Here is a 14,871-nt window from a genome sequence, read left to right on the forward strand (position 1 = left end):
TAGCCCTGATAGCAGTGGAAATCCTTTTTAAGGCTTCTAGCCTGTTAAAGGCTAGAAGCCTTAAAAAGATTGTAACGAATAGCAGGAAATAGCTCCAGAAAAAGAACGAAACTAAAACAGAAGGCTTAGTTTTTATAATCGAAAAAATTGTTCTTTACTTTCGAGTAATTTTTTTTCAGTAACTACAAAAGTATTTGAATAGTTATCGTGCATTCCTAAACTTCTTCCTCTTAGAAATGTGAAATATTCAAATGGAACTAGTCGCAGTATACTTCTACCTAAAATTGTAAGTAACTCTGGCTTTGAACCATCTTCGAGAACAACTACTGTTTTGGTGATAAACTTTGCTAAAGTTTTAGATGTTAAACTTTCAAAAGCCGAATAATAAACGAACATCAAAATAGAAAAAAAGATATAATTCTCAGCTGTACTGAACGATGAAAACCAATTGAATAGGGAAGCGTCACCAAACGGAATAAAAACCGCAACGAGATAAATCAAAAACTTAATCAACTGCAAAAAAAGTAAATCAATTACAAAATTAACCATCCGAATATTCTTGGATGCTAAAATAAATCTAGGTACGATATAATTATTTTCCATTTTTTTTCTAAAACTAAAAAACAGCTACCAAAAATGATAGCTGTTTATTTGACTGTTTTTTAATCTTTATTTACGATCCACACATTTCACAATCTTCTGGACCAGCATTTTTGGCTAGTTCGATCATGGCTCTGTATTCAGCTGTAGTCATTTCTACAGGTTCGGCTACAACCGGAATTGCAATGGGTTGTTCTTTAATAACAATAGGTTCTGCTTTTTTATCGTTGTTTAAGGTAAATTTAATTGCATCAACGGCAGCTTTTGTTCTTAAATAATACATTCCGGTTTTAAGACCTGATTGCCAAGCGTAAAAGTGCATTGAAGTTAATTTTGCATAATTAGCATTTTGCATGAACAAGTTCAATGATTGTGACTGATCTACAAAATACCCACGTTGGCGTGACATATCGATAATATCTTTCATAGACATTTCCCAAACGGTTTTGTAAAGGTCTTTCAAATCCTGAGGGATATCAAGCGCCTGCACCGATCCGTTGTTACGCATTAACTCTTGTTTCAGGGTTTCGTTCCACAAGCCACGCTCTACTAAATCGTGAAGCAAGTGTTTGTTTACTACAATAAACTCACCCGAAAGTACACGTCTGGTATAAATATTTGAAGTGTACGGTTCGAATGCTTCGTTGTTACCCAAAATTTGAGAAGTTGAAGCTGTAGGCATTGGCGCTACCAATAAGGAGTTACGAACACCGTGCTCCATAACTTCTTTACGAAGCGAAGCCCAATCCCAACGACCTGACAAATCACCATCGGTTAATCCCCATAAATTGTATTGAAATTCTCCTTGCGAAATAGGCGATCCCGCAAAACTTGAATACGGTCCTTCTTCTTTAGCCATTTCCATTGATGCTGTTACGGCCGCAAAGTACATCGTTTCAAAAATTTCTTGATTCAGTTTTTTAGCCTTTTCACTTGTAAACGGCAAACGCAACATGATAAATGCGTCTGCTAGTCCTTGCACTCCTAAACCAATTGGACGGTGGCGTTTATTAGAGTTTTCTCCTTCTTTAACCGGATAATAATTCCTGTCAATTACTTTATTTAAGTTGCGCGTTACGCGCTTAGTTACGGTATAAAACAAATCGTGATTGAATGCTCCGTTCTCAACAAACATTGGCAATGACAACGAAGCCAAGTTACATACAGCAATTTCGTCTTTTGAAGTAAACTCCATAATCTCAGTACACAAATTCGACGAACGAATAGTACCTAGATTTTTTTGGTTCGATTTGCGGTTGGCTGCATCTTTGTACAACATGTAAGGCGTTCCAGTCTCAATTTGCGACTCTAGGATTTTCTCCCACAATTCATGCGCTTTGATGGTTTTTCTACCTTTACCTGCTTTTTCATAATCAGTGTACATTTTTTCGAACTCTTCTCCATGCACATCATACAAGCCCGGACATTCGTTCGGACACATTAGGGTCCATAATCCATCTTCTTGCACACGTTTCATGAACAAATCCGAAGTCCACATTGCAAAAAACAAATCTCTTGCACGCATTTCTTCTTTTCCTGTATTCTTTTTCAAGTCTAGGAAGTCAAAGATATCAGCATGCCAGGTTTCTATATAAATTGCAAAACTTCCTTTACGTTTTCCGCCACCTTGATCTACATAACGAGCCGTATCATTGAACACACGCAACATCGGTACAATTCCGTTTGAAGTTCCGTTTGTTCCACGAATGTACGATCCTGTAGCTCTCACGTTGTGAATAGAAAGTCCAATTCCACCTGCTGATTGCGAAATTTTAGCCGTTTGTTTCAACGTATCATATATCCCATCAATACTATCATCTTGCATAGCCAATAGGAAACAGCTCGACATCTGAGGTTTTGGCGTACCCGCGTTAAATAAGGTAGGCGTAGCATGGGTAAAGAATTTTTTCGACATTAAGTCGTAGGTTTCAATAACCGATTTCAAATCACCTAAGTGAATCCCCACAGATACACGCATCAACATGTGCTGCGGACGCTCTACAATTTTACCGTTTATCTTAAGCAAATACGATCTTTCTAGCGTTTTAAAACCAAAATAATCGTAATTGAAATCTCTATTGTATATAATGTGCGAATCTAAATACTCCGCATTATCCATAATCACTTTGTGCACTTCCTCTGACAACAAAGGTGCGTACTGACCGTTTCTAGGATTTACATAATTGAACATATCATTCATCGTTTCTGAGAAAGATTTTTTAGTGTTCTTATGCAAATTCGAAATTGCAATACGAGCAGCCAATTGTGCATAATCCGGGTGTGCAATGGTCATTGAGGCAGCAGTTTCAGCCGCAAGATTATCCAATTCTGAGGTAGTTACCCCATCATAAAGTCCTTCAATAACACGCATCGCCACTTTTACAGCGTCTACTAAATCATTCAAACCATAGCATAGTTTTTTAATTCTATCCGTGATTTTGTCAAACATTACAGGCTCTTTGTGCCCGTCTCTTTTTACTACATACATATGCAAAGTGGTTTTAAAAAACAGAAAATCCCTTCTCTGTTTTAAGTTATTTGTTGATTATTTCGTAGCATGACCACCACAACTCTTGTGGCAGCAACTACTTTTGGTGGTTACTGATTTAGAATAAAGTTCAGTTTCTTTATTTTCGGGAGCTTATCCCGCTGTCATTCCAATCTTTTTAGTCCTGAGAAAAATCAGGACTAAAAAGGATTTTCCCTTCCATCGGGGCTAGGAAGGTAGTAGGTATATTCAAAACCGATTAAAAATCAGCGTCGAAGGTAATTTTTTGTGCTTCTTCATCGGTGTTCATCACACCTGCTTTTTGGTATTCAGCTACTTTTTTCTCGAAGAAGTTGGTTTTTCCTTGCAATGAAATCATATCCATAAAATCAAAAGGATTAGCCGTATTGTATTCTCTATCACAACCTAATTCTACTAACAAACGATCTGCAACAAACTCCAAGTACTGTGTCATCAATCCTGCATTCATTCCAATTAATGATACTGGTAACGACTCGGTAATAAACTCTCTTTCAATATTCAAAGCATCTACAATGATTTCTCTAATTCTTTCTGTAGGTACTTTATTGATTAAATGGTGATTGTGTAAGTGAACCGCAAAATCACAGTGAACTCCTTCGTCACGAGAAATCAACTCGTTCGAAAAGGTAAGTCCTGGCATTAAGCCACGTTTTTTCAACCAGTAAATAGAGCAAAATGCACCTGAGAAAAAGATTCCTTCAACGGCTGCAAAAGCAATCAAACGCTCTGCAAACGAATCTGATTCAATCCATTTCAGAGCCCAATCTGCTTTTTTCTTGATTGCAGGAAATACATCAAGCGCATTGAACAATTCATCTTTCTCCGCTTCGTCTTTCACGTAAGTATCAATCAACAAAGAGTAGGTTTCGCTGTGAATATTTTCCATCATGATTTGAAAACCATAGAAAAACTTCGCCTCAGCATATTGTACTTCATTCACAAAATTCTCTGCCAAGTTTTCATTTACAATTCCATCTGAAGCAGCAAAAAATGCCAAAATATGTTTTACAAAGTACCGCTCATCATCAGAAAGTTTATTATTCCAGTCATTTAAATCCTGAGACAAATCGATTTCTTCAGCAGTCCAAAAACTAGCTTCCATTTTTTTATACCACTCCCAAATATCATGATGTTTAATCGGAAAAATTACGAAACGATTTTTGTTTTCTTGTAAAATTGGCTCCACTTGTGTCATTGTATGTTGTGTTTATTTTGTGATTTTATCGAAAAAAATTGCTTTCTGCGGAGTACAAAGATTGTGAAATATTGCTTCAATAAAAAGTCAAACTTATTCACAATCGGACCTAGTTTTTAACAAACCACAGAAAAACAAAGGCAAATTCATTCAAATTACAAAACGCTGTAAATCAGTTTTTTGTAATTCCAAAAATGGCGCTAAGCACCGTAAAATATAGGATTTTTAAAAAGAAGAAAAGCAGTTTATCAGTTAGCGCTTTGGGTTGTTTTTGTGTTCTTCTGCCACAGTTTCCAGCTCAGCATACCAGTCTTCGCCAAACTTTCTAACCAAAGCTTCTTTGACAAATTTGTACACCGGTACTTCAAGTTCTTGACCAAGGGAACAAGCCGCGTCACAGATGTCCCATTTATCATAATTTACCGCTGCAAACTCACTAAAATCTTTAACACGGACCGGATATAAATGACAAGAAACAGGTTTTTTCCAGTCGATTATTCCTTGATTGTAGGCTTGTTCGATACCACATAATGCGGTCTTGCCATCAAAAATTACGTAAGCACAATCTTTATTATCAATTAAAGGAGTTTCTAGTTCCCCATCCGTTCCAGTTACCCAAGTTCCTTGTGCCTCGATAGCTGCTATGCCTTGCTTGCGCAAAAAAGGCTTCACTTTTGGATAAATGGCCTCTAAAATTTTAGTTTCTTCCTCACTTAAAGGCGCACCAGCATCCCCATCTACACAGCAAGCTCCTTTGCAAGCTGATAAGTTGCATACAAATTCTTTTTCGAGTAAGTCCTCAGAGACGATGGTTTTTCCTAGTTGAAACATGCCGCAAAGGTATTCAAACAAATCGAAAAAGTAGCCCACAAAAACAAAAAAAGAAATGTATGAAAATCAAAATGCGAGATTCAAAAAAACTTAATCAAATTTATTTTCAAGCAGTAAAAAAAAGCCACAACTCCTTTATTGATAACCAAAAATGAATACTTTTGCACCTTAAAACACATCGATATGGGACTAGATTTAAGAGAAATAATAACTGTAAGCATGGTGCTTTTTGCCGTTATTGATATTGTTGGATCTATTCCAATTATTGTGGATTTACGAGCTAAACATGGCATTATCGAATCGGAGAAAGCTTCCATCGTTGCGGGTATAATCATGATTGTGTTTCTTTTTGCAGGTGAAGAATTACTGAACCTCATCGGTATTGATGTGAATTCATTTGCTGTAGCAGGATCATTTGTGTTGTTTTTCTTGGCACTTGAAATGATTTTAGGAATCCGCATTTATCGTGACGAGGAAGCAAGCTCTGCCTCTATCGTTCCTCTTGCGTTTCCGCTAATTGCAGGTGCAGGAACTATGACTACCTTGCTTTCATTACGCTCACAGTACAATACGCTCAACATTGTTATTGCAATTATTTTAAATATTATATTGGTTTACGTCGTTCTAAAATCGTCTTCTAAAATTGAAAAAATGTTAGGTGAAAACGGACTTGGCGTAATCAGAAAGACTTTTGGGGTGGTATTATTAGCTATTGCTGTTAAATTATTCGCTGCTAATGTTAAAGGTCTATTTGCTTAACTATTTTTTTTATAAGTTTACACACTCAAACAATACCAAAATCATTGATAGAGATAGCTATATTGCTATTTATGCTTTAAAAATCAAAATTTTTTATGAAAATCTTTACTAACATACTGGTATTTTTAGCTCTAGCGCTAATCGTCTTTAATGTTACTTTATTGGACTTCAACAATCCTTTTAAAGGAGATAGCGTAGTTGCCTTTATTGGCATTGGAGCTTCATTGTGCGCTGTGCTTATTTTATTAATTTTTAGAGTTTCTAAAAAAATAGAAGAAAAAACAAAAGAAAACTTGTAAGCATGTTTGATGTTTTGATCATTGGCGGTGGTGCTTCAGGGATGTCTTGTGCACTTGTTTTAGGATCTGCAAAAAACAAACCCTTTACCACTGATAAAAAAATCGGCATTTTTACACATCAAAAAAGTAGCGCTTTACAAGAGGCGCTTTTTAATAATGCTTACGGAATTCCCGCAGGTACACTTGGCGCTACGCTCTTAGCAGATAGCGTAACCCAACTGCAAAACTCCTACCCACACATTACCACTATTCCCAATGAAAAAGTGCTGTGTATTCAAGGAGCTGCACCGCATTTTATTGTGCACACCAACAAAGCAACCTACAGCAGCAAACTAATTGTAGTAGGAATTGGATCAGCGAATACTTTTGCTATTGATGGCTTGATGGAATATGTAATTCCGCACCAAAAATCATTAGAATCCAAGCAACGCATACAACTAAAAAACAACGACCATCTTGTAACAAAAGGCATTTATGTTGTTGGTACTTTGGCAGGCTGGAGAAGCCAATTAGCCATTGCTGCAGGAAGTGGTGCTGCTGTAGCTACAGATATTCTGACACTTTGGAACGATGGCATACAAACACATGCACACGACAGCATTCGATAAAATTTTTTATTTTTTAACGGGAAGTACTTTTTTCAACATGGCGTCGTCACGAACAAGCATTTCATAATAGCGCTGCTCGCCAAATAATTGCTTGGCAAATTCAGCGGTGAGGTATTTTTTTACCAAATCTTTACTTTTCGAGAAATCTAAATCCAATCCGTTTTTAAACACAAACTCCTCAAAAGCTTTCACATAAGCAGTGGTCGATTGTATTTTGGCTTGTAATTTTTCAAAAGTCAATCCTTTTAAGCTTGTTTTCTTATTGTCAAGTTGTTCAAAAACAAAATTACCCACAATACCCGATTGCAGGAAATAAGCAGTTTCTTCTTGACCGTGTTCAGCCACAATAGGAACAAAAACATCAGGTACAATCCCGCCGCCGCCGTAGACAATTTTACCTTTTTTGGTTTTAAATTTAAGTGTATCTGCCACTTTTATACTGTCTTTGGAGTACAGCTCACCATTGGCTATGCGTCCTTCCGATTCCTTAAAATAAGCTTCATTCCCTTTCGAATACGGTTTTTGGATGGAACGGCCGGTTGGCGTATAATAGCGTGCAATTGTCAATCGAACGGCTGAACCATCTGCAAAATTCATTTCGCGTTGCACTAGCCCTTTTCCAAAAGTTCGTCGACCTACAATAGTTCCTCTATCGTTATCTTGAATAGCTCCTGCTAGAATTTCACTCGCTGAGGCACTGTTTTCATTTACCAAAACAAATACTTTTCCTTTTTCGAAACTACCTTTTGCTGTAGCATACGTTTTAGTTGTAGTGCCGTTTTTGGCTTTCGTAAATACAATCAGTTGCTCATCAGGCAAAAATTCATCGGCTATGGCAATGGCTTCTTCCATATAACCACCGCCGTTATCACGTACGTCAATAACAAGTGACGTAGCTCCCTTTTTCTTGAGCATGTTGAGTCCTGTCATAAACTCCTCGTAAGTGGTCTCAGCAAAACGATTGATTTTAATGTAACCCGTTGTTGGGTTGAGGAGTAAGGCTACATCCACACTTTTGATCGGAATGATATCACGTTTGATTTTAACCTTTAACTTTTTTTGAATGGATTTTCTAAAAATAGTCAACTCGATGCTTGAGCCTACCTCGCCTTTCAATTTGTTAAATAAACTGTCTGTTGGCAATTTTCGACCAAAAAGTTTGGTTTTGTCTGCATACAAAATACGATCACCTGGTAACAATCCTGCTTTTGCCGAAGGTCCATTTTCAACAGGTTTAATAACAGCAACAGAGTCTTTGTACATATAAAAATTAACTCCAATACCCACAAAATTTCCTTGCATACTCTCTGCCACCTCTTGTTGTTCGGTTGGTGGCATGTAAACAGAATGCGGATCTAGTTGCGCCAAAATTTTATCTACTGTCAAATTTACAATCGAATCGGTATTGATTTCATCTACATATTCGGCATCAATAAAATCAATTAGTTTATTGAGTTTAGTTTTAGAATTGTTTTTAGATAACAAATTGCTCGATCCTGGCAATTGAATCACACTCCCCAATAGTACGCCCGCCGCAAGTGTTGCGCCTAAAATAAGTGGTAAATATTTAAAATTAACCTTCATTTATTCTTCAAGAATTGGAATATGCTCTACTTCTACTCCTGCTTTAATCAAAAATTGTATGCCCGAGTCATCCCGATACCCATTATGATACACTACCCTTTTTATTCCTGATTGGTGAATGAGTTTACTGCATTCTTTGCAGGGCGAAAGCGTAATGTACAAAGTAGCTCCTTCACAAGATTGTGTAGAACGCGCTACTTTTAAAATTGCATTGGCCTCGGCATGCAAGACATCCCAACGGGTTATACCTTCATCGTCTTCGCAACAATTATCAAAACCACTCGGAGTACCGTTGTAACCATCCGAAATAATCATTCGGTCACGCACAATAATAGCACCTACCTGCTTGCGTTTGCAATAAGAGAGTAAACTCCACTCTTTTGCTATGCGCAAATAGGCTTTATCGTATTTATTTAATTTTTTTTCGCTCATTTTATCGGTTCCAAATTTCACTTGCAATTATCATCGGAATAACCACACCTATTATAAAAGCAGACATTACTAAAGTCCAATCTCGTTTAGAAAATCTAAAAACAGTTTGCACGATGTAAGACAGTACCAAAAGTACAAAAACAACAATCATTTGTGCGGCTTCAATACCAAGTGCAAACTCTGCCAATGGCAACACTTTTGAAGCGGCATCTCCGCCCAAAATAGATTTAAAATAATTCGAAAATCCCAAACCGTGAATAATACCGAAAAATAAGGTTATAAAAACTACCAGATTAATACTTTCTTTTTTATTGTTTTTTCCGGCGGTAAATAAGTTAAAAAGTGCGGTGATTAGAATCGTTATTGGAATTAAAAACTCCACCACGTTCGCTTTAATAACAATGATTTCAAAAACGGACAGTACCAAAGCCATGGTATGACCAAGAGTAAACAAAGTAACAAGTAAAACTACTCGTTTCCAATCTTTAAACGCGTATGGAACGGCAAGCGCCATTAAAAACAAAACGTGATCGTAAGCATTGAGGTCTAAAACGTGTTTTAAACCTATTTGAAAGTAGATCCAAAATTCATTCATCAAAATTCATTTAAGGTGGATAAAGGGTTGTAAACATACGATTATTTTTGAAAATTTATCTGCTAAAAGGGCAAATATGTATGCTAACACGCACGATTGACTTCCTAAAACATAGTAATTGGCGATTGGCAAAATGCAGCTCAATATCTTAACAATTTTTCACCAGAAAAACGCTTAAAAGCACAAATTCATCTGGTTTGTATTTACTCGAAATACCTTGTAGAAGCCTTAAATTTTTTAGCTAATCTTAAATTTACTTTAACCTTACAACTTTACAATTCGGTAAAACTAAGGCAACATTTTAATGATTATTCGACAATATTACCCTAAACAAAGATTTTGATTCATGGTCTAGATTTGCATTCGAACAAACAAAAACACACTATGACCATGAAAAAACAATTATTAAAAAAAATAGCTTTAACATCAGTATTACTTACTGCTGTTGTAGCTTGTCAAGATGACAACAATGAAGCTCCTGCTTTAAATACTGCTATTAATTTTGCGGCAACTTCAAGTGTTCCACCATTGGCTGTTGCCAAAGAAGGATTCGAAAACTTACAAATTACTTCTTTATTGAGTAGCCCAGATGTATTGGCACAATCACCAGGCTTTATTTACGGGGCACAACCTGACGGGGCTGGATTCATGAAAGATCCTGCTGGAGACGGTTACATTATGATTACCAACCACGAAATATTAAAATCAGTTTCAAGAGTATATTTTGACAAAACCTTAAAACCAGTAAAAGGAGATTATATTGTTGATGCAGTAGGCGGAATGACTCGTCTGTGCTCGGCTACACTAGCTGTGCCGGCTATTCACGGTTTTGGACCATTATTTTTGACTGCTGGAGAAAGTGGTGAAGAAAGTATGGTACACGGAATTGATCCGCTTGGGCTAAGCAGCATGAAAAAAAGAACTGATCGTGTTTTACCAGCTTTAGGAAAAGCAAGTATGGAAAATGCAGTACCATTGACGAAGCAAGCTTATCCTGGAAAAACTGTAATCGTAATTGGCGAAGATCAGTCGTACTCTACCTCTCACGCTAGTGCAGGACAAGTGATCATGTACATGAGCGAAACTGTTGGAGATTTAAACAACGGAAAATTATATGCCTTGAAAAGAAACGACGGAAACCAAACCGAAATGAGTATGGGAATGGGATCCTCATTTGACGTTTCATTTGTTGAAATTCCGAATGCTAAAAATTTAACTGGCGCAGTAATCAACACTACTGTAAACAACTTGGGAGCCATTCGTTTTTCAAGAGTAGAAGATGTTGATTACCGCAAAGGATCAGCAAAAAATAACCGTGAATTGTATTTTACAGCTACCGGACAAGCTAGCGCTAATGCTCCAGTTGCAGGTTATACTATGTGGGGACGCGTTTACAAATTGATATTAGACGATGCTAATCCGTTAAAAGGAAAATTAGAGTTGGTAATTGAAGGTGACTCAACTCCAGGAACAGGAATTATCAATCCAGATAATATTACAGTAACTGAGAATTATGTGTACACACAAGAGGATGGAGATTCTTACTATACTGCTGCTCAGCACGATTCTTACATCTGGCAATACAACATCGCATCTAAGGTAAACAAACCTTGGTTGACAATGAACCACAAAAGAACTGACGCTGCTTGGAATACAACTTACAACCAAACTAATGAAATGCGTTTTGGTAGCTGGGAGTACGGTGCCATGGAAGATATCTCAGATGTAATTGGAGTACCAAACACCTTTTTAGTGAATATTCACCCGCATACTTGGCAAAAAGATGCTTTCTCGAATGCTGACGGAAGCGGTTTAAACACTAATAAAGAAGGCGGTCAAACTATTATCATTAGAAACGTACAGAGATAACACCTTTAAAATCCAAACTATAACAACCCAAATTCACTTTGGGTTGTTGTGGTTTATTACAACTCGGTTTATTATGAAATCCTTACTAAAAATTCTTCCCTTATTTACATTACTTTTTTTCTCTTGTCAGAAAGAATATGAAACCTTAGGACCAAAGGAAGAACTATTACAGCAGATTGCCCAATTGAATCAGGAAATAGAAGCATTTGAGCAAATGGCAGAAAAAAATGTTAGCAACAAACAGCTACAACAAAGTTTTGAAAAAAGCCGCCTTGCTTACAAAAAAATTGAATGGGCTGTAGAATACTTTACCCCTGAACCTGCGCGATTTATAAATGGTCCAGCACTCGATGAACTAGAGGTAGAAGAAAATAAATTTTTGAATCCAAGTGGTTTTCAAGTTATCGAAGAGCTGATTTACCCAACATTTTCAACCAAAGAGAAAGCTACTTTACAGCGAGAAATTGCTGTTTTGAAAGGATTGATCATGCAAGTAAAAGAACATGTTTCAGCAATTACTATCAGCCCAGATTATGTTGTTGATGCTGTAAAAATGCAAATGTATCGCATCATCACGCTCGGAATTACAGGGTTTGACTCGCCTATTGCCAACAATTCTATCCCAGAAGCACAAGCTAGTTTGTTAGCCCTACCCTCTGTAATTGAAAAGCTGCATCAAGAACCATCGCAAATTCAAAACAGTTTATTAGAGCGCATTCGTAAAGCTGCCGCTTTTTGCAACAGCGCAAAAGATTTTAATAGTTTTGATCGTACGCTTTTTATTAAAAACTACCTCAACCCGATTTCAAAAAATTTACAAGAGTTTCAGCAGCATTATAAAATTGCGAACGTTGATAAAACTAATGCTATTTTACAAACAGCTAGTTCGTTATTTGGATCAAAAGTGTTCAATGTTGATGCGTTCATTCCGTCACAAGAATACGCATACACTTCCGCGAAAGCGCAACTTGGCAAAGAGTTGTTTTATGACACCTCATTTTCAAAAGAAGGAACCCGCAGCTGTGCCTCATGCCATAATCCTGAATTGGCTTTTACTGACGGACTAAAAACCAACTTGTCATTAAACGGAAGTCAACTACTTAGAAACACACCTACATTAACCTACGCCGGACTTCAAAATGCGCAATTTTGGGATATGCGTCAAACCGATTTAGAAAAACAAAGTTTGGATGTGATTCAGAATAAAGATGAAATGCATGGCAATATTCGGGATAATATCAACAAAATTAGCAACAATCCTAGCTATCAAAAATTAATTCAAAAAGCATTCCCGAAGAGCAAAAAACTAGAAGAATGGCAACTGCAAAACGCACTTGCAAGTTATGTGCGCTCTTTAAATAAATTCAACTCCAAATTTGATCAACACTTTACAGAACCAGCAACTGCTTTGTCTGCAGAGGAACAATTAGGATTTAACGTTTTTGCAGGAAAAGGAAAATGTGCTACCTGCCATTTTATTCCGCTGCTTAATGGCACGGTACCGCCTGCTTATAAAAAAACGGAACAAGAAGTTATTGGAACACCGCAGATCAAAAACGGAAAAAAAATAGATCCTGATTTAGGACGTTATGCCCAATACAAAATGCCACAATTACTGCACGCTTTTAAAACACCAACACTAAGAAATGTAGCATTAACAGCTCCTTACATGCACAATGGCGTATTTAAATCATTAGAAGAAGTGGTAGTTTTTTATAATGAAGGTGGAGGCGCAGGTACCGGAATTGCGGTTGACAACCAAACCTTACCTACAGACAAACTCAATTTGACCGACAAAGAACAGAAAGCGCTCGTTGCCTTTATGAAAACACTTTCGGATAGTAAATAAAAACTAATGATTGCTTGATTTAAATACAAACTCAGCATCAAATACTGTAGTTTTATATATCAAATAGTACTGAAAAAGCCAGATCAAACAAGCCGCTGATTTTAAAAATAGCCTTATCTTTGTTAGATATAAAACTCATAATTATGTCATTTTCAGATTTATTTGATAGCGAATTCAAGCAAAGAAACAAAGGCCATTTTGCTTCTATTGCACGTGTTGCACTTACTGACGGCAAGTTTTCGCCAGAAGAAAAAGAATTTTTAAACAAGTTAGCCGTTCGTCTTGAAATTTCGGCGGCTGAGTATGAAGAAATTCTAGAAAACCCAATGAACTACCCAATCAATCCGCCTTACTTGCACGAGCAACGTTTAGAACGCTTGTACGATTTGGCGCGAATTGTACATGTAGACCAGCATTTAGGAGATCAGCAAGAATTAATGCTTCGCAAAATTGGTGTAGGTTTAGGCTTTAATATTGATAACGTCAATTACATCGTACACAAAGCCCTGGTTCTTGTAGATAAAGAAGTTGATTTTGACACCTTCTTCGAAGAAATGCAAAACATGAATAAATAAACTTTTGTTCTATAAAAATGCCCCAAAAAGTAGTTCACTATTTGGGGCATTTTTTATGTTGAATGGTGCGTCTTAATATTTACTCAGCTTTGCTTTAAGCATAAAATCTTCCGCTTTTTCGACCATGTTGTAGCTTCCGCAGAAAAAAGGAACACGTTGGTGCAATTCTGTTGGCGTAATTTCCATTATTCGGCTAAATCCATCTGAAGCTTTTCCTCCTGCTTGCTCTACTATAAAAGCCATTGGATTGCACTCGTAAAGCAAACGCAGTTTACCGTTTGGTGCTTTTGAACTGGTAGGATAAATATAAATGCCACCTTTAATCATATTTCTATGAATATCAGAAACTAAACTTCCGATGTATCTTGAAGTATAAGGTCTGTCTTCTTCTTCGGTTTGACAATATTTGATATAATCTTTTACTCCTTGCGGGAAATGAATGTAGTTGCCCTCATTGATTGAATAAATAGAACCATCCTGTGAAAACTGCATGTTAGGGTGCGACAAATAGAAAGTACCAATGGCAGGGTTTAAAGTAAAGCCATTAACTCCGTGTCCGGTAGTATAAACAAGCATAGTTGATGTACCATAAATTACATATCCTGCTGCCACCTGATTAATTCCTGGCTGTAAAAAATCTTCAATGGTAACTGGAGTGCCAATAGGAGTTACACGACGGTACACTGAAAAAATAGTTCCAACCGAAACATTTACATCGATATTCGAAGAGCCATCAAGCGGATCCATCAAAACCACATATTTGTTATTGTGGCTATTATCACTACCTTCTACGGTAATAAAATCATCATTTTCTTCAGAGGCTATACCGCATACAATTTCGCGGTTAATTAAAGTTTGAATAAAAACCTCATTGGCATAAACATCGAGTTTTTGCTGGTCTTCTCCTTGTATATTTTGCTCACCAGCAGCACCTACAATGTCAACCAATCCTGCTTTGTTAACTTTATAATTGACAACTTTGGCTGCCAATCGAATTGAGTTGATAATTCGGGACAATTCTCCTGACGAATACTGAAAAGCATTTTGATTTTCAATAATAAATTCTCCTAGTGTTTTGTTGCGTTCTTCCATTACGAAATCGTTGTAGTTATTTTGAAGTCACAAATATCGTTTTTTTTGTGAAA

General features: G+C 36.8%; 14 protein-coding genes. 6 read left to right on the forward strand and 8 right to left on the reverse strand.

Annotated features, from left to right (window positions below):
• Positions 1-132 precede the first annotated feature (132 nt).
• The 4 genes from ACXX8U_RS11520 to ACXX8U_RS11535 all read right to left on the reverse strand — a co-directional run bounded on the left by ACXX8U_RS11520 (position 133) and on the right by ACXX8U_RS11535 (position 5,156).
• Entirely contained in the window at positions 133-603 is a 471-nt protein-coding gene (locus ACXX8U_RS11520; RefSeq protein WP_458565964.1) for an RDD family protein, read from the reverse strand.
• Between the two features lie 70 nt (positions 604-673).
• Positions 674-3,088, reverse strand: a complete 2,415-nt coding sequence (locus ACXX8U_RS11525) for a ribonucleoside-diphosphate reductase subunit alpha (protein ID WP_458565965.1) — start codon at positions 3,086-3,088, stop codon at positions 674-676.
• Positions 3,089-3,347: 259 nt separating this feature from the next.
• Complete coding sequence (locus tag ACXX8U_RS11530; protein ID WP_458565966.1) at positions 3,348-4,325, reverse strand: ribonucleotide-diphosphate reductase subunit beta; 978 nt, start codon at positions 4,323-4,325, stop codon at positions 3,348-3,350.
• Positions 4,326-4,577: 252 nt separating this feature from the next.
• Positions 4,578-5,156: a DUF3109 family protein gene (locus ACXX8U_RS11535; protein ID WP_210787950.1), complete on the reverse strand. Its 579-nt coding sequence runs from the start codon at positions 5,154-5,156 to the stop codon at positions 4,578-4,580.
• Positions 5,157-5,339: 183 nt separating this feature from the next.
• Here ACXX8U_RS11535 and ACXX8U_RS11540 point away from each other — a divergent pair, with 183 nt between their 5' ends.
• The 3 genes from ACXX8U_RS11540 (at position 5,340) to ACXX8U_RS11550 (ending at position 6,822) form a co-directional block, all read left to right on the forward strand.
• Positions 5,340-5,915 carry a MarC family protein gene (locus ACXX8U_RS11540; RefSeq protein WP_458565967.1) on the forward strand — a complete coding sequence of 192 codons (576 nt, stop codon included), beginning with the start codon at positions 5,340-5,342 and terminating at the stop codon, positions 5,913-5,915.
• Positions 5,916-6,010: 95 nt separating this feature from the next.
• The gene (locus tag ACXX8U_RS11545) at positions 6,011-6,214 is read left to right on the forward strand and encodes a hypothetical protein (RefSeq protein WP_166132920.1); all 204 of its coding nucleotides are present in this window, start codon (positions 6,011-6,013) and stop codon (positions 6,212-6,214) included.
• A gap of 2 nt (positions 6,215-6,216) precedes the next feature.
• Positions 6,217-6,822 carry an FAD-dependent oxidoreductase gene (locus ACXX8U_RS11550; RefSeq protein WP_458565968.1) on the forward strand — a complete coding sequence of 202 codons (606 nt, stop codon included), beginning with the start codon at positions 6,217-6,219 and terminating at the stop codon, positions 6,820-6,822.
• A gap of 6 nt (positions 6,823-6,828) precedes the next feature.
• Here the strand turns inward: ACXX8U_RS11550 and ACXX8U_RS11555 are convergent, their stop codons facing one another.
• The 3 genes from ACXX8U_RS11555 to ACXX8U_RS11565 are packed head-to-tail and all read right to left on the reverse strand — an operon-like array spanning position 6,829 to position 9,433.
• A complete protein-coding gene (locus ACXX8U_RS11555; RefSeq protein ID WP_458565969.1) occupies positions 6,829-8,406 on the reverse strand; it encodes a S41 family peptidase in 1,578 nt (525 codons plus the stop codon).
• On the reverse strand, positions 8,407-8,838 hold the full coding sequence (locus ACXX8U_RS11560) for a deoxycytidylate deaminase (protein ID WP_166132914.1): 432 nt from the start codon (positions 8,836-8,838) through the stop codon (positions 8,407-8,409).
• Between the two features lies 1 nt (position 8,839).
• The gene (locus tag ACXX8U_RS11565) at positions 8,840-9,433 is read right to left on the reverse strand and encodes a HupE/UreJ family protein (RefSeq protein ID WP_210787954.1); all 594 of its coding nucleotides are present in this window, start codon (positions 9,431-9,433) and stop codon (positions 8,840-8,842) included.
• Positions 9,434-9,817: 384 nt separating this feature from the next.
• On the opposite strand from ACXX8U_RS11565, the gene ACXX8U_RS11570 reads away from it, so the two are divergent.
• The 3 genes from ACXX8U_RS11570 (at position 9,818) to ACXX8U_RS11580 (ending at position 13,726) form a co-directional block, all read left to right on the forward strand.
• On the forward strand, positions 9,818-11,302 hold the full coding sequence (locus ACXX8U_RS11570; RefSeq protein WP_458565970.1) for a PhoX family protein: 1,485 nt from the start codon (positions 9,818-9,820) through the stop codon (positions 11,300-11,302).
• 73 nt (positions 11,303-11,375) lie between these two features.
• Complete coding sequence (locus tag ACXX8U_RS11575; protein WP_458565971.1) at positions 11,376-13,151, forward strand: cytochrome-c peroxidase; 1,776 nt, start codon at positions 11,376-11,378, stop codon at positions 13,149-13,151.
• A gap of 143 nt (positions 13,152-13,294) precedes the next feature.
• Positions 13,295-13,726 (forward strand): tellurite resistance TerB family protein, encoded by a 432-nt coding sequence (locus tag ACXX8U_RS11580; RefSeq protein WP_458565972.1) that lies wholly within the window; start codon positions 13,295-13,297, stop codon positions 13,724-13,726.
• Positions 13,727-13,798: 72 nt separating this feature from the next.
• Here ACXX8U_RS11580 and fbp read toward each other — a convergent pair whose 3' ends face one another.
• Positions 13,799-14,818, reverse strand: coding sequence for a class 1 fructose-bisphosphatase (gene fbp, locus ACXX8U_RS11585; RefSeq protein WP_458565973.1), 1,020 nt, complete (start codon positions 14,816-14,818; stop codon positions 13,799-13,801).
• Between the last annotated feature and the right edge of the window lie 53 nt (positions 14,819-14,871).

Source organism: Flavobacterium sp. GNP001, from assembly GCF_054343775.1.

What these genes read in the sequence shown, in the direction of transcription:
- ACXX8U_RS11580 (WP_458565972.1), top strand. Translation starts at nt 13,295, where the DNA reads ATGTCATTTTCAGATTTATTTGATAGCGAATTCAAGCAAAGAAACAAA.
- ACXX8U_RS11570 (WP_458565970.1), top strand. Translation starts at nt 9,818, where the DNA reads ATGACCATGAAAAAACAATTATTAAAAAAAATAGCTTTAACATCAGTA.
- ACXX8U_RS11575 (WP_458565971.1), top strand. Translation starts at nt 11,376, where the DNA reads ATGAAATCCTTACTAAAAATTCTTCCCTTATTTACATTACTTTTTTTC.
- ACXX8U_RS11545 (WP_166132920.1), top strand. Translation starts at nt 6,011, where the DNA reads ATGAAAATCTTTACTAACATACTGGTATTTTTAGCTCTAGCGCTAATC.
- ACXX8U_RS11565 (WP_210787954.1), bottom strand. Translation starts at nt 9,433, where the DNA reads ATGAATGAATTTTGGATCTACTTTCAAATAGGTTTAAAACACGTTTTA.
- ACXX8U_RS11535 (WP_210787950.1), bottom strand. Translation starts at nt 5,156, where the DNA reads ATGTTTCAACTAGGAAAAACCATCGTCTCTGAGGACTTACTCGAAAAA.
- ACXX8U_RS11525 (WP_458565965.1), bottom strand. Translation starts at nt 3,088, where the DNA reads ATGTATGTAGTAAAAAGAGACGGGCACAAAGAGCCTGTAATGTTTGAC.
- ACXX8U_RS11560 (WP_166132914.1), bottom strand. Translation starts at nt 8,838, where the DNA reads ATGAGCGAAAAAAAATTAAATAAATACGATAAAGCCTATTTGCGCATA.
- ACXX8U_RS11530 (WP_458565966.1), bottom strand. Translation starts at nt 4,325, where the DNA reads ATGACACAAGTGGAGCCAATTTTACAAGAAAACAAAAATCGTTTCGTA.
- fbp (WP_458565973.1), bottom strand. Translation starts at nt 14,818, where the DNA reads ATGGAAGAACGCAACAAAACACTAGGAGAATTTATTATTGAAAATCAA.
- ACXX8U_RS11550 (WP_458565968.1), top strand. Translation starts at nt 6,217, where the DNA reads ATGTTTGATGTTTTGATCATTGGCGGTGGTGCTTCAGGGATGTCTTGT.
- ACXX8U_RS11540 (WP_458565967.1), top strand. Translation starts at nt 5,340, where the DNA reads ATGGGACTAGATTTAAGAGAAATAATAACTGTAAGCATGGTGCTTTTT.
- ACXX8U_RS11520 (WP_458565964.1), bottom strand. Translation starts at nt 603, where the DNA reads ATGGAAAATAATTATATCGTACCTAGATTTATTTTAGCATCCAAGAAT.
- ACXX8U_RS11555 (WP_458565969.1), bottom strand. Translation starts at nt 8,406, where the DNA reads ATGAAGGTTAATTTTAAATATTTACCACTTATTTTAGGCGCAACACTT.